The sequence below is a fragment of the Flavobacterium sp. GW821-FHT12A05 genome, assembly GCF_058807735.1.
In genome coordinates, this window is sequence record NZ_JBXAQY010000011.1 from 17,816 (window position 1) to 32,364 (window position 14,549).

13 protein-coding genes are annotated in these 14,549 nt (G+C 35.0%); 2 read left to right on the forward strand and 11 right to left on the reverse strand.

All coding sequences use genetic code 11. The features are described from left to right. Positions 1–142 precede the first annotated feature (142 nt). From AC1RRQ_RS21750 to aspA, 3 genes are all read right to left on the reverse strand, one after another. Positions 143–763, reverse strand: coding sequence for an outer membrane beta-barrel protein (locus tag AC1RRQ_RS21750; protein WP_493025079.1), 621 nt, complete (start codon positions 761–763; stop codon positions 143–145). Between the two features lie 111 nt (positions 764–874). Continuing rightward, on the reverse strand, positions 875–2,149 hold the full coding sequence (locus AC1RRQ_RS21755) for a BamA/TamA family outer membrane protein (protein WP_493025080.1): 1,275 nt from the start codon (positions 2,147–2,149) through the stop codon (positions 875–877). A 151-nt stretch (positions 2,150–2,300) separates the two neighbouring features. Continuing rightward, positions 2,301–3,710 carry an aspartate ammonia-lyase gene (aspA, locus tag AC1RRQ_RS21760; protein WP_493025081.1) on the reverse strand — a complete coding sequence of 470 codons (1,410 nt, stop codon included), beginning with the start codon at positions 3,708–3,710 and terminating at the stop codon, positions 2,301–2,303. 160 nt (positions 3,711–3,870) lie between these two features. Between aspA and AC1RRQ_RS21765 the strand changes: the two genes are divergently transcribed. After that, positions 3,871–4,449 carry a pentapeptide repeat-containing protein gene (locus tag AC1RRQ_RS21765; protein ID WP_493025082.1) on the forward strand — a complete coding sequence of 193 codons (579 nt, stop codon included), beginning with the start codon at positions 3,871–3,873 and terminating at the stop codon, positions 4,447–4,449. Positions 4,450–4,478: 29 nt separating this feature from the next. Here AC1RRQ_RS21765 and AC1RRQ_RS21770 read toward each other — a convergent pair whose 3' ends face one another. From AC1RRQ_RS21770 to glyA, 6 genes are all read right to left on the reverse strand, one after another. Next, positions 4,479–5,897 carry an MFS transporter gene (locus AC1RRQ_RS21770; RefSeq protein WP_493025083.1) on the reverse strand — a complete coding sequence of 473 codons (1,419 nt, stop codon included), beginning with the start codon at positions 5,895–5,897 and terminating at the stop codon, positions 4,479–4,481. A gap of 39 nt (positions 5,898–5,936) precedes the next feature. After that, entirely contained in the window at positions 5,937–6,503 is a 567-nt protein-coding gene (locus AC1RRQ_RS21775) for a TetR/AcrR family transcriptional regulator (protein ID WP_493025085.1), read from the reverse strand. A gap of 135 nt (positions 6,504–6,638) precedes the next feature. Then, a complete protein-coding gene (locus AC1RRQ_RS21780) occupies positions 6,639–7,136 on the reverse strand; it encodes a GNAT family N-acetyltransferase (protein WP_493025086.1) in 498 nt (165 codons plus the stop codon). A gap of 20 nt (positions 7,137–7,156) precedes the next feature. Continuing rightward, positions 7,157–8,197: a GMP reductase gene (locus tag AC1RRQ_RS21785; protein WP_493025087.1), complete on the reverse strand. Its 1,041-nt coding sequence runs from the start codon at positions 8,195–8,197 to the stop codon at positions 7,157–7,159. A gap of 309 nt (positions 8,198–8,506) precedes the next feature. Further along, positions 8,507–9,100 carry a MiaE family protein gene (locus tag AC1RRQ_RS21790; protein WP_493025088.1) on the reverse strand — a complete coding sequence of 198 codons (594 nt, stop codon included), beginning with the start codon at positions 9,098–9,100 and terminating at the stop codon, positions 8,507–8,509. 113 nt (positions 9,101–9,213) lie between these two features. Further along, on the reverse strand, positions 9,214–10,488 hold the full coding sequence (gene glyA / locus AC1RRQ_RS21795; protein WP_493025089.1) for a serine hydroxymethyltransferase: 1,275 nt from the start codon (positions 10,486–10,488) through the stop codon (positions 9,214–9,216). Between the two features lie 109 nt (positions 10,489–10,597). Here glyA and fahA point away from each other — a divergent pair, with 109 nt between their 5' ends. Further along, the gene (gene fahA, locus AC1RRQ_RS21800) at positions 10,598–11,881 is read left to right on the forward strand and encodes a fumarylacetoacetase (protein WP_493025090.1); all 1,284 of its coding nucleotides are present in this window, start codon (positions 10,598–10,600) and stop codon (positions 11,879–11,881) included. Between the two features lie 106 nt (positions 11,882–11,987). Here fahA and AC1RRQ_RS21805 read toward each other — a convergent pair whose 3' ends face one another. Then, the gene (locus AC1RRQ_RS21805; protein ID WP_493025091.1) at positions 11,988–13,172 is read right to left on the reverse strand and encodes an endonuclease/exonuclease/phosphatase family protein; all 1,185 of its coding nucleotides are present in this window, start codon (positions 13,170–13,172) and stop codon (positions 11,988–11,990) included. 209 nt (positions 13,173–13,381) lie between these two features. After that, the gene (locus AC1RRQ_RS21810) at positions 13,382–14,422 is read right to left on the reverse strand and encodes an agmatine deiminase family protein (RefSeq protein ID WP_493025093.1); all 1,041 of its coding nucleotides are present in this window, start codon (positions 14,420–14,422) and stop codon (positions 13,382–13,384) included. Positions 14,423–14,549 lie beyond the last annotated feature (127 nt).

The following is a 14,549-nucleotide window of genomic DNA, read 5'->3' on the forward strand; positions in this document are numbered from 1 at the left end:
AGGGATTGAGTTGAAAAATATTATTCATAACTGTTATAAATTATGATTTAATTATGAACATTTTCATTTCAGCAATAAAAAAAGCAGCTAAAATTTAGCTGCTTTTATATGATTATCTGATTTGGTTTGTTTGATTTTATTCTTAATTTTTAAAGTTAAAGCTTACAACAGCTCCTAGTCCAAACTGGAAAGTAGAAATGTAATCATCAACCGCAACTGGTCCGTACCAATAAGTCCAATAGTAGCTCTCACCAACTGCTGCCGACATCGATTGTAGATAAGCATTAAGATTTACAGAAACTGATGAAGCAGTTTTAATCTTTACCCCGGCCTTTACATCCCAGGCAAAATAAGTACCACTTCCACCCTGAGGTGTTTCAACGATTCCAACACCGGCACCAGCACCCAAATAAGGTAAAAGATTAGAACCTGTGTCAAAGTAATGCGCATAATCTGCTAAAATAAAATTAAAAGCGCCTTTTTCATTGCCTGCATTAAGCTGATTTCCAGCAGGTCCGTAAAAAGGTATTTTTACATCTGATCTTAAATACTTTAATTCAACAGAGTTATTTGTTGAAAAAAAATACTCAAATCCCGCTCCATATTGAAAACTATCTTCAATTTTTGCAGAATAACCGTTGTAATCTAACTTATCCGAAAAGTTATAACCACCATACAAATTAAGCGAAAAAGACCTTGCATCTTGAGCCTGCATTCCTATCGCCGACAGAAATACAACTAATAATAAACTGTACTGTTTCATAAATTATGTGTTTGAAAGTTAAATGAGAATCAAATTTAAGTTTTTATATTGTAATTTCCTACAATTTAAAACATAAAATTCAACTAATCAAACACTTAAACAAAAATACATTTAAAAAGTTTCTCCTGCATTTAAGTAAAATGCTCTCGAATTATTTCCCCAGGCATAATCGACAACCAAATTGGTTCGTGTTTTTTTGTCGATTAACAATCGCAGACCAAGTCCCGCCGCAGGCTGGATGGAGTGAAAAAGTGAAGTATTGGTATCTGAATTGCTTGCCGTTACAAAATTGGTAAAAGCTGTACCGCTTAACATCTGATTGCAGGTTATGGGAAACCTAAATTCGGTGGAGAGATAAATAAGTCCGTTTCCTCTAAATAATCCCTGCGTATAGCCTTCTCCGCTCCTGCTGCGCTGATCCCAGCCAATAGCAGGCAGATTTAAATACGGTACTTTTCCTATGGTTACAAATTGTCCGTAAGCCCAAATTCCAAGAATATAGCGTTCATTTTTCTGCGAAAGCGGAATAAAATGCCGGTATTCTGCATACAAAACATTACTGTACTTTTGGTTATTAAATAATACCGGATTAAAACGATAATTGATATTGGCAAACCAGCCTTTTGAAGAATTTACCTGATTGTCGCGCGAATCATAAACTATATTTAAGCTGACTCCGGTTAAAAAATATTCTAAGTTATCAAAGCCGTGTTCTTGACTGTAATTGTAATGATAAGTGAAATTTCCGTTATCGACATCTAACTCTTTATCGTTTATATTGGTGTACCAATCGATATTGACGCCGCCGCCAACGTAAAAATTCTTTTTTATCTCGAAAGAAGCAGTTTGGTGAAATTTGAAATAATCATAATCCATTGCCTGAGCCAGTGAATCGATACTAAAACCAGAATCCTGATTACGGCGCGGCGGAATTATATTGGTTCCTAATCCGTAATTGGGCTGTGAGAAAATATAAAGCCGATAATCGCCGCTCAAAAAAATCCGATTGTTTTTAAGCAGAATGTTGTTTTTGACATTAATAAGCCATTGCTTTTTTACAGTATATGTTATGCCGAGATTGGCAACAGAATATTTATCGGATTCCGCCTTTCCTTTAAAAGTGTACTGTGCAACAGCACCAAAAAAAAATCCGGTTGCAGGCTGTGAACCAATAGCCGGAATTACCAGAAAGAAGTTATTTTTTGAAGGTTTAACAACCAATGCCGAATCACTTTTTTTAAAGACTTCAAAAATAGTTTTAGGCGGACAAATTTTTCGATTTAAAGAATCTATTTCGGTTTGAGCATTTATACAGATAGAAATAAGAGAAAGCAAAACTGCTGTTTTTATTTTATGCTGAAAATAATTGCTCTCTAAGAATTTCACTTTACAAAAGTTTTAATTTCTATTAAAATCAGATTCAAACCTATTGTAAATATAATTCATTTTCAACACTTTACATAACAACATTTTAATTAAGCACAAAAAAAGCCGTCGGTTTAGCGACGGCTTGTTATTATATTTTTTATACCTAAATTTACTTTGTTATAAATTTTGGATGGATTAAATTATCCAAAGAATAAATTTCATCCCACTTTTCTTGTGTAATCAGCTTTCTTTCTATAACTGCAATTTGATGCACACTTTTATTTGTTTTTAAAGCCTCGCCTGCAATACTGGCGCTTTCTTCGTAACCAATAATTGGGTTTAACTGCGTTACAATTCCAATGCTGTTCATTACCATATTATAGCAATGGTCAACGTTTGCTGTAATTCCGTTAATACATTTATCAATTAAAGTCTGAATTGCGTTTGAAAGATAATCCAGCGATGTAAACATAGCAAAAGCAATTACAGGTTCCATAACATTCAATTGCAATTGTCCTGCTTCTGCTGCCATTGTAACGGTTAAATCCTGACCTATTACATAGAAGCAAGTCTGGTTTACTACTTCTGGAATTACCGGATTTACTTTTCCGGGCATAATTGACGAACCTGGCTGGCGTGCCGGTAAATTAATTTCTTTTAAACCTGTTCTTGGTCCTGAACTTAATAAACGTAAATCATTGCATATTTTCGAAATCTTAACTGCAGAACGTTTTAGAGTTCCCATAATCTGTACATAGGCTCCGGTATCGACCGTTGCTTCGATTAAATCTGGTGAAAGCGTTAACGGAATTCCAACTTCTTTGGCTAAATACGAAACACAAATCTCCGGATAACCTTCTGGCGCATTTACTTTTGTTCCAATAGCCGTTGCGCCCATATTGATTTCTAACAATAATTCCTGAGCATTTTTTAAGCGTTGAATATCTTCGCCAATTGTGGTGGCGTAGGCTTTAAATTCTTGTCCTAAAGTCATGGGTACAGCGTCTTGAAGCTGGGTTCTTCCCATTTTTAGAACTTCTTTAAACTCTACTCCTTTTTTAGCAAAAGCAACTTCTAATCCAGAAAGTGTTTTAATAAAACTTTCCATTTTTAAATAAAGTGCAATTCTAAATGCCGATGGATAAGCATCGTTTGTAGACTGCGAACAATTTACGTGATTATTTGGGTGCAAAAAGTTGTATTCTCCCTTTTTATGTCCCAAATATTCAAGTCCAATGTTGGCGATTACTTCATTCGCATTCATGTTTACAGAAGTTCCCGCACCGCCCTGAATTAAGTCGCTTACAAATTCACCATCAAATTTTCCGGCAATTACCTGATCGCTTCCGTAGCAAATTGCTTCGGTGATTTTAGGATCAAGCGCGCCGCAGTCTTTATTGGCAAGAGCTGCTGCTTTTTTCACGTATCCTAACGCTTTGATAAACAAAGGCTCTTTTGAAATTGGAATACCTGTAATATTAAAATTTTCTACTGCTCTAAAAGTCTGGATTCCATAGTACAAATGATTAGGAATTTCTAATTCTCCTAAAAAATCATGCTCCTTTCTTGTTGATTCCATATAATAAAATTGATCTGTTTTTACTTCAAAAATAAGTGTAAAGCTACATCAAATTATGCATTAAAAATGTGAATGAAATCAAAAATGATTTGCGATTTTAACGTCCTATTTTAATGCAAATTATTATCTTTTCAGCCTTAAATATTTTATTAAAATACAATTGAAAAAGGAGAGCGAATATTTTCTTGATAAAGAATACAATACGATTATTTACGCCAAAGACGATCTTAATTTTAAAGATTTCGAATGCTGCGTTTTTAATAATTGTAACTTTTCGGCCTGCACTTTTTTAGCGGTTACCTTTATCGATTGTGTTTTTAACGACTGCACTTTTAGCGAAGCGAAGATTAATTATGTGGCTTTTAGAACCGTTACTTTTAATCGATGTGAGATTAAAGAAGTAAATTTTGCCATGTGCGATAAACTGATTTTTGAAGTTCGTTTCAACGATTGTATTCTCGATTTTTCAAAATTTTACACTTTAAAATTAAAAGGAACTCCATTTACCAATTGCAGTTTAATAGCCGTAGATTTTATGGCTGCCGACTTAACAAACGTGCTTTTTGACAACTGCGATTTGTACCGATCTGAATTTGATAAAGCCATTGCCAACAAAGCCGATTTTAAAACGAGCTACAATTATACCATTGATCCGTCTAAAACGAAACTTAAAAAAGCTGTTTTTTCTTTAAACCAATTAAAAGGGTTATTGTTTAAACATGATGTGATTGTAAGTTAGTAATTAGTTTATTGTTTATTGTTTATTGTTTATTGTTTATTGTTCTTCTTCTGATATTTTGGAAGTATTGATTTTGGTAAAAGCAATAATATCAATAATACACCTGCCAAACAAAATAAATGAATACAGGTTCCATAAAAGAAAGCATTATAAAAATGTGTAAAATCTGTTTTGCCTTCTGCTAAATAGTAAAATACGCTTCCTGTTAGCGTAATTCCCAATGCTCCAAATAATTGCTGTAAGGTAGAATAAACTCCAGATGCGTTTCCAATTCTGTTTTGAGGTAAATCTTTCAGTGCAATATTGGCAAAGGAAGGCAAAACCAAAGCGACACCAATACCATGTAGTGCCATTACGATATATCCTTTGTAATCAATTGTTTGATGATAAAAAAGAATAAGCTGTAAAATAAGAGAAGCCATAAGCAGCAGAACGCCAAAGATTAAAACGGTTTTGCCAAAACGAAGCACTAATTTGGCAGCAAAAAATGACGCTAGAATAAAACCGCTTCCCTGAAATACAATAAAATATCCTGCCTGTATGGGCGAAAGCCTTATTGCATCTTGCAGAAAAACAGCCAATACAAAAAAATACGCATCGAGCATTAACATAAAAAGAGCCGAAGCCGAAACTGCCATATTAAAATTCTTATGCGTAAAAAGCTCCATGTTTAATAATGGTTCTTTATTTTTTGATTTTCTTTTAAATTGTCTGAATATAAATCCACAAAGAAATAAGATCGATATTGGAAGCGTAATGGTAATCAAATCGCTTTGTTCTAATCCTACAGCCATAGAAAAAACCAATAATCCAAGCCCAATACACAATATAAAAGCACTCCAATAATCCATTTGTGAAGAAGAATGATCTCGAGATTGATCAAGATAACGAATGGCCAGCAAAATGGTCATTACACAAATAGGAATATTGATAAGAAATATATACCGCCAGGATTGGTCAATTAAAAACGGCTTAAGTTCTACCAGAAATCCGCCTAAGAACTGTCCCAGCATAGTGCCAATTCCAATTGCAATTCCATACCAGCCCATCGCGTAAGTACGTTCTTTATGCTCAGTAAAAAGAACCTGAATATAAGATAAGACTTGCGGTGACATCAAACCAGCGCTTATTCCCTGAAAAAATCGCAGTGCAACAAGCTGATTTATTGTAATAGCAAAACCACATCCGGCAGAGGTAATCATAAAAAGGAATAAACCTAAAATAAAAGTTTTCTTTCTACCGAAATAATCTCCTGCTTTACCGCCAATTATTAAAAAAGAAGCAAAACCAACCATATACATGGCTACGACCAACTGAATTTTTCCATTACTCGACCCGAGTCCTCGTTGAATAGACGGAATCGCAATATTTACAATAAAGATATCCAAAATGGTAAGCAAATGTGCCAATAACAAAATAAGAAGCGAAATGTATTTTTTATTTTTCATATTATATAGAATGATCTATCTATTTTTGATTAAAAAAAATCAGAAAAACTGATTTATATTTTTTTTAACGGCTTTTAGATCGTTAGTATTGCCGTTTATACTTGCCGAAACTATGGCGCCTTCTATCATTAAAAAGAGGGTGGTTTGCAGTACATTTTTTTCTATTAAAGGCGTTTTCCCTGTACTAATTTCATCAACTAAAGCATTGATATAATCTCGCTGACGCACTTTGTGTTCAACAATAAATTGTTCTATTTTTTTATCTTCCCGGCCAATTTCAGCATTAATTTTAATAAAATGACAGCCGGAACAATTTGCTTCTTCCTGAACTTTAATGCGGTAATCTATTAACTTAAGGAGCTTTTTTAGCGGTTGTTTCTCATCTTTTAAATAATCGTCCAGATTCGCAAAATATTCTGTTTCCTGCTGTTCCAAATAATGATACAATAAATCACTTTTAGACTGATAATGTTTATAAAGAGAACCTATCGCAATATCGGCCTCGGCAATAATCTGATTGATTCCTGTGCTGTTAAATCCTTGATGATAAAATAAACGAGAGGCTGTATCGAGTATTCGTTCTTTTACACTGCTTTTCTGTTTCATCTCTCTTTTTTTTGCCAAAGATAAAACAAAAATAGATAGAGTTATCTATTTTATTTCAAAATAAAAAAAATCACAAAAGCTGTGATTTTAAATTTCGTTACTCTTTAAACTAAATTTTATCTAATTATGAATTGGTTACAAAGTTTTTCCCATTACATAATCTTCCATTAAATACCCGTTTCCTATTTCTATATCAACCGTTTCTTTGATTTCAAAACCTAGTTTTTTATAGAAATTTAATGCGGTATTAAAACGGTTTACGTTTAACAAAAGTTGTTTTGAATTATTTTCTAAAGCCAATTCTTCAATAAAATCAAAAACCTTTTTTCCATACCCTTTTCCTTGTGTTTCAGGCAGCAGGTAGATTTTATGAATTTTGGTAATGGCTTCATCTTTATACTGATGTTCGATTCCGATAAAACCAATTACAGATTCTGAATCTGAAATTAAATAGAATAATTGCTCTTTATTCTCGATTTGCTTTGCTAAAGCTTCATGAGAATAAAACAAACCTAACATATAATCTAATTGCGTTTGCGATAAAATTTCACCGTAAGTAATAGGCCAAGTGATGTTTGTAATTTCCTGAATTGTTTTGATATCACCTAAACCTGCTTCTGAAATGCTAATCATAATGTATTTTGAAGTATATTTTAATTTGTAAAAACTTGATTTTCTTGTTCGCTTACGCGGATGAAAGTCGTTCGTTTGGTCAGCTCTTTTAATCTTGATGCGCCAACATAGGTACAAGCACTTCGCAGACCTCCCAAAATATCCAAAACCGTGGCAATTACATTTCCTTTAAAGGAAACTTTTACGGTTTTTCCTTCACTGGCTCTGTATTCTGCTACACCGCCAGCATGTTTTTCCATTGCTGTTGCCGAACTCATTCCGTAAAACTGTTTGTATTTTTCGCCGTTTATTTCGATTAGTTCTCCTCCGCTTTCCGTATGTCCGGCTAACATTCCGCCCAGCATTACAAAATCAGAACCTGCACCAAAAGCTTTTGCAACATCTCCCGGAGTGGTACAGCCACCGTCGCTTATAATATGGCCGCCTAAACCATGCGCAGCATCGGCACATTCTATAATCGCAGAAAGCTGCGGATAACCAACGCCTGTTTTAACACGTGTTGTACAAACAGATCCGGGCCCAATTCCCACTTTTACAATATCGGCGCCAGCCAAAAGTAATTCTTCGGTCATTTCTCCTGTAACTACGTTTCCGGCAATAATGATTTTATCCGGATATTGTTTTCGGGTTTGTTTTAAGAACTGAACAAAATGTTCTGAATAGCCGTTTGCCACATCAATACAAATAAATCTCAATAACGGATTGGCTGTAATAACTCTGCCAATTTTCTCGAAATCTTCTTTTCCGGTTCCGGTGCTTATGGCAATATAGTCGTAAAAATCTGGAGTTACATTCTTTAGAAATGTGTTCCATTCTTCTAAAGTATAATGTTTATGAATGGCCGTAAAGAGTTTTTCCTTTGCTAAAACTTTTGCTATTTCAAAAGTTCCTACGGTATCCATATTGGCAGCCATTATTGGAATTCCTGTCCAATCTGAAGCGCTGTGTAAAAACTTAAAATTTCGTTCTAATGAAACTTCAGATCTGCTTTTGAGCGTTGATCTTTTTGGGCGAATCATTACGTCTTTAAATCCTAATTTCAGATCCGTTTCTATTCTCATGGCTTTGAATTTTGGTTACTTTCAAAGATAGGAATTTTTAGATTACAGCTTTTAGAAATTAAATTTTAGATTGTTAAACTTTGTGGCTATTTGGCACACGGATGACACGGATTCGCGTTCGCGAAAACGCGGATTTTGCGCGGATTTTTTAATTTAGTTTGTTTCAGGTTTCAGGTTTATCATTGGAGCGCGTTTCGAGTTCGCTCAACGTGACAAACTGCAACTAAAAACTGAGACTGAAAACTGAGACTGAAAACTGAGACTGCGACTATCCTGAACACTAAAAAACTAAATACTGAACACTAAAAATTACCCGTGTATCTTCTCGCCTTTTCCGTAATTCGTGATAATCGATTCTTCAAATTCTAACCATTCTCTCCAGCGTTTTTCAACGTCGATTCCGGTTCCGTATTTACGTGCGTAAGTTATGAATGTGGTGTAATGTCCGGCTTCGCTTTCCATTAATTCTCTGTAGAAAACGGCTAGTTCTTCGTCCTGAATGTTTTCGGATAAAACCTTGAAACGTTCGCAGCTTCTGGCTTCGATCATGGCTGAGAATAATAATCTTTCTACAAGACCGGAAACACGACTTCCGTCGCCGCTTTTTTTCATGTATTGGTATAGTTCGTTTACGTATTCGTCTTTACGTTCACGTCCTAATTTTAATCCTCTTTTGATAATAATATTGTGAACTTGTTCGAAATGATCGATTTCTTCTTTGGCTAAAGCCAATAAATCTTTCACTAAATCCTGATGTTCAGAGTTATTGGTAATAATCGTGATCGCGTTTGTTGCTGCTTTTTGCTCGCACCAAGCGTGATCTGTTAAGATTTCTTCTATGTTTTTTTCTACGATATTAACCCATCTTGGGTCTGTTGGTAATTGTAGTCTTAATACGCCCATGTCTAAAAATTATGAGTTATGAGTTAAAAGTTATGAGTTATAAAAGCAAAAAATCGAAAGTCAAAAATAAGGCTTTTGACTTTCGACTTTAAAAACTTTAAGACTTATATTAATTAATAGGCAAAAATTGGTCTTTCGCTCATTAATTCGTTTACTTGTTCAGCAACTTCTTCAATAACGTCTTCGTTTGTATGATCAACAAGAACTTTATCGATTAAAGCTACGATAGTTTCCATATCTTTTTCAACTAAACCACGAGTTGTGATTGCAGCTGTTCCAACACGAATTCCAGAAGTAACAAATGGAGATTTGTCATCAAATGGAACCATGTTTTTGTTTACTGTAATTTCTGCTTTTACTAATGCGTTTTCAGCTTCTTTTCCAGAAATATTTTTATTTCTTAAGTCAATAAGCATCATGTGGTTATCAGTTCCGCCAGAAATAATGTTATATCCTCTTTTTACGAAAGCATCAGCCATTGCGTTTGCATTTTTTTGTAATTGCATTGCATAAGAAAAGAATTCGTCTTTTAATGCTTCACCAAAAGCAACTGCTTTAGCAGCGATAATGTGCATTAAAGGTCCTCCTTGGTTTCCAGGGAAAACAGCTAAGTCTAATAAAGAAGACATCATTCTGATTTCTCCTTTTGGAGTTTTTAATCCTTGTGGGTTTTCGAAATCTTTCCCCATTAAAATCAAACCGCCGCGTGGTCCGCGTAATGTTTTGTGAGTCGTTGTAGAAACGATATGACAATGTGGAATTGGATCATTCATTAATCCTTTTGCAATAAGACCTGCAGGGTGAGAAATATCAGCAAATAAAATTGCTCCTACACTGTCAGCGATTTGTCTGAAACGAGCAAAATCCATATCACGAGAATAAGCCGAAGCTCCAGCGATGATTAATTTTGGTTGTTCTTTTGTTGCAATTTCCTGAATTTTATCATAGTCTAAACGACCTGTTTCAGCATTTACACCGTAAAAAACCGGACGGTATAAACGTCCTGAAAAGTTTACAGGAGAACCGTGAGTTAAGTGACCACCGTGAGATAAATCGAAACCTAAGATAGTATCACCAGGATTTAAACAAGCATGGTATACTGCAGTATTTGCCTGAGAACCTGAGTGAGGCTGTACGTTTGCATATTCAGCACCAAATAATTCTTTAGCTCTGTCAATAGCAATTTGCTCGATAACGTCAACTACTTCGCAACCGCCGTAGTATCTTTTGCCAGGATAACCCTCTGCATATTTGTTAGTTAAAACAGAACCAGCTGCTTCCATTACCTGATCACTTACAAAATTTTCTGAAGCGATTAGTTCTAATCCGTGAATTTGTCTATCTTTTTCTTCCAGAATAAGATCAAAAATTTGTTCGTCGCGTTGCATTTTTTCGTTTTTCGTTAATTTCCTGCAAAAATACAAAAAAACGTTTGTGATACTGGTAGATTATGATATATTTGACATATAATTTTTCAACAAATAATTAACATTCAACATGCCAATAACCGCCAACGATACTAAAAGAAAATCATGGTTAGAAGTACCTGAAAATAGCGACTTCCCTATTCAAAATATCCCTTTCGGTGTATTTCTTACCAAAGAAAATGTCGTTACTGTAGGAACTAGAATTGGCGATTACGCTATAGATTTAGGGGCTTTACAACAATTAAACTATTTTGAAGGAATAGATTTAACTGATGATATGTTTATGCAGGACACGCTTAATGATTTTATTTCTGACGGAAAAAAAACATGGCGTTTAGTTCGAAATCGTATCGCAGAGATTTTCGACGAGACGAATCCTCAGCTTAGAGATTCAACAAAAGACCGCGATATTGTTATTTTTAATATCGACGATGTCGAAATGCAATTACCAGTTTTAATTGGTGATTATACAGACTTTTATTCAAGTAAAGAACATGCTACAAACGTAGGTAAAATGTTCCGTGACCCAGAGAATGCATTACTTCCAAACTGGTTACACATTCCGGTTGGATACCACGGAAGAAGTTCTACAATCGTTCCATCTGGGATTCCGGTTCACAGACCAATGGGACAAACAATGCCTGCCGGCGGCGATTATCCTGTTTTTGGTCCGTCTCGTTTGGTAGATTTTGAATTGGAAACTGCTTTTATTACTACTGATGTGAATATCATGGGAGAAAATATCCCAACGTATGAAGCTGAAGATTATATTTTCGGGATGGTTTTATTGAATGACTGGAGCGCGCGCGATATTCAAAAATGGGAATATGTGCCTCTTGGACCATTCTTAGCTAAAAATTTTGCAACCTCAATTTCTCCGTGGATTGTAACTATGGATGCTTTAGAGCCTTTTAGAACAAAAGGACCGAAACAAGATCCGTCGCCGCTTCCGTATTTACAGACAAAAGGTAAAAAAGCTTTTGACATTCATTTAGAAGTTTCGATAAAACCTGAAGAAGCGGAAGAAACTATAGTTTCAAAATCAAACTTTAAATATTTATACTGGTCAATGAGTCAGCAATTGGCGCATCATACTTCAAACGGATGCCGCGTAAATTCTGGTGATATGATGGGTTCAGGGACTATTTCAGGACCAACTCCGGATAGTTTTGGCTCTATGCTTGAATTGACTTGGGGCGGAAAAAATCCATTAAAATTAAATGATGGAAGCGAACGTAAATTTATTGAAGATAACGATACGGTAATCATTAGAGGTTTCTGCGAAAATGCCGAAGTAAGAATTGGTTTTGGAGAAGTAGCGAGTCAGCTGTTACCTCCATTTATCAGACAATGAAGAGCAGATGCCGCATCTGAAGAGATCTAGAAAATAAAAAAAGCCTTGGTAATCCAAGGCTTTTTTATGCTTTATACTTAACGAAAAATTGAAAGAAAAAGTTATTTTATTCCAAAATCATTTTTACCCAAACCAAACGATGATCTGAACTTGATTCCCGTTTTTCAACTAATTCTGACATTGGTTCACCTTTTGCAGGCCAGAATACACCACTTTCGAGAACCTTAAAGCCTAATCTTGATGGTAATACATAATCAGCCCGCATTCTCCAAAAGGCTGTATGATTAACTGCAAAGGGATTTTCAGGACTATATTCAGCACCGCCTTTGCTGGCAGGTGTAAAGTCGCTATTAATTTTCGGACTGTCTATCAAAGACTTTATACCTTCTCTAATAGCGTCTCCTTCAACTGGTGAAGCATTTTGATCACCCATTATGACAAATCGAGAATCTGGAGACAAACCACCTTTTACTCCTTTATCATCATAAATATAAGAAGCCGAATTGTCTGAAATATAATCTCTCCAGAATCGGATTTCATCATGATTTCTTTTCCCATTTCGATCTTCATCACCATCAAAAGTAGGAGGAGTTGGATGACTGACTAAAACATGAACTATTTTGTTACCAATCTCTACAGGAACATCCCAGTGCGATTTTGAAGATAATGGAAATTCCTTCCATGCTTTCTTGCTATACCAATCCGATCCATCTGCTTTTTTGGTAACCAATGCTCCTGGCATATCTTTCCATTTAAAATGTTGAAAAGTACGAACTGCCTTAACATCAATAGGATATTTAGATAAAAGCATCATGCCATATTGCCCGGGATACATACCAAATCCCCATGCATCATTTCCAAAATTATTTAATTTTCCATCATTGTTCAAATCGTAAGGACTTGGCTGGCCAGTATTCACTGTTGAATAATAGTAATAAGGATAATCAATAGCCGCTGCTCCGCCCTGGCTCACATTCAAGTAATTTTTGATGAATGCCTTCACTCCAAGTTCAGGGTCTTTAATGTAATCGAATTCATTTAGCAAAATAACGTCTGGCCTAACAGTCTGAATAATCTGGGCGATATTTCTGATTTGAGTATTATGCCCTGAACTAAGTTGATTAATCAACATCTGCTCCGATTTTCCCATTGCGCCTTTGGGAGAATAATTATCAGATTCCATACTCACATTGTAGGTAGCAAATGTAAGTTCTGGTTTTTCCTGCGGCTCAGACTGTGAAAATAAAGCTCCGGAAGAAAGCACGGAAAGGATAAAAAATATTTTCTTCATATAAAATTAAATCTGCATTTCTGCATTGTTGAACATACGAATATAAGAAGGATGTTGGGACACATGGCAAATCTGTCTGTTAAATATACAATAAAAAAAAGCTGCCACTTTTGGTGACAGCTCAAATGATATAAGAAAGTCTCTGTATATCTGATAATTTTATCACAGATTAAAAAATCAAAGTTTTTTATAATATGTGACTACTATTTTTATGCCGGAATCTGCTGGCTTAAGCAGTGTAAAGTTCCAAATCCCCAGATGAAATCAATACAACTAATACCGATTACTTCGCGATCTGGAAAACATTCTGCTAAGATATTTAACGCAACGCGGTCGTTGCTGTCGTTAAATGTTGGAACCAGAACACAATTATTCAAAATTAAGAAGTTAGCATAACTTGCCGGTAATCTTAAATCTTCAAAATCGACACGTTTTGGCATCGGAAGCGCTACAATAACGGGCGATTTTCCGTTTTCTAATTTTGCATTTTGCAAACGTTTCAAATTGTCCTGCAAAGGTTTGTAGTTTGAATCGTTTTTATCTGTTTCAACAATTGTTACGATCGTATCTTCGTTAACGAATCGGCATAAATCGTCAATATGTCCGTGTGTATCATCCCCTTCTATTCCATCTCCAAGCCAGATTACATTGGTTACACCCAGATATTCTTTAAAAACGGCTTCGTAATCTTCTTTTGTAAAACCAGAATTTCGAACCTGAATGGTTGGATGCATTAAACATTCTTCAGAAGTTAATAAAGTTCCTTTTCCGTTTACATCAATTGCCCCGCCTTCTACAATTACCGGTTTTCCTTTGTACATAACCTGAGTTAAAGGCACCTCAATAAAATCAGCTACTTTACCCGGAACAAATTTATCCAGTTGGTAATTTTTATATTTTGCCCAGCCATTGAAGTTGAAATTTAAGGCTTCTCTCTTTGAACCATTTTTTACAATAATCGGTCCTGAGTCACGCATCCAGCTTCTGTTGGTTTTATGAACAATAAAAGAAACGTTTTTAATATTTACGCGTGCTCTTTCTAGCATTTCGACTACTTTTTCTTTTAGTTTTTCATCGGCTACGACCAAAAAAACGGTTTCAAAAGCGGCTACTTTTTTAATAAATTCTACAAAAGCCCATTGAACAGCTTCGTATTTTCCCGGCCAGTCATTACCATTATGCGGAAAACACAATACAATTCCTTGTTGTTTTTCCCATTCTGCTGGAAATCTTCTATTATTTGTTGACATAAATAGGTTCTAATTTTGAAAGTGTACAAAGATAAGCATTCGTTAGAATTATAAAACATTTGAGCAAAAATCCTCAGTTATTTCACAAATAATATCTTCCAAAAATTAAGTTAAAGATTAAATAATG

Coding starts and splice junctions, on each gene's coding strand:
- AC1RRQ_RS21775 (WP_493025085.1), bottom strand. CDS start 6,503: ATGAAACAGAAAAGCAGTGTAAAAGAACGAATACTCGATACAGCCTCT.
- AC1RRQ_RS21780 (WP_493025086.1), bottom strand. CDS start 7,136: ATGATTAGCATTTCAGAAGCAGGTTTAGGTGATATCAAAACAATTCAG.
- AC1RRQ_RS21810 (WP_493025093.1), bottom strand. CDS start 14,422: ATGTCAACAAATAATAGAAGATTTCCAGCAGAATGGGAAAAACAACAA.
- aspA (WP_493025081.1), bottom strand. CDS start 3,710: ATGGAATCAACAAGAAAGGAGCATGATTTTTTAGGAGAATTAGAAATT.
- glyA (WP_493025089.1), bottom strand. CDS start 10,488: ATGCAACGCGACGAACAAATTTTTGATCTTATTCTGGAAGAAAAAGAT.
- AC1RRQ_RS21770 (WP_493025083.1), bottom strand. CDS start 5,897: ATGAAAAATAAAAAATACATTTCGCTTCTTATTTTGTTATTGGCACAT.
- fahA (WP_493025090.1), top strand. CDS start 10,598: ATGCCAATAACCGCCAACGATACTAAAAGAAAATCATGGTTAGAAGTA.
- AC1RRQ_RS21785 (WP_493025087.1), bottom strand. CDS start 8,197: ATGAGAATAGAAACGGATCTGAAATTAGGATTTAAAGACGTAATGATT.
- AC1RRQ_RS21750 (WP_493025079.1), bottom strand. CDS start 763: ATGAAACAGTACAGTTTATTATTAGTTGTATTTCTGTCGGCGATAGGA.
- AC1RRQ_RS21790 (WP_493025088.1), bottom strand. CDS start 9,100: ATGGGCGTATTAAGACTACAATTACCAACAGACCCAAGATGGGTTAAT.
- AC1RRQ_RS21805 (WP_493025091.1), bottom strand. CDS start 13,172: ATGAAGAAAATATTTTTTATCCTTTCCGTGCTTTCTTCCGGAGCTTTA.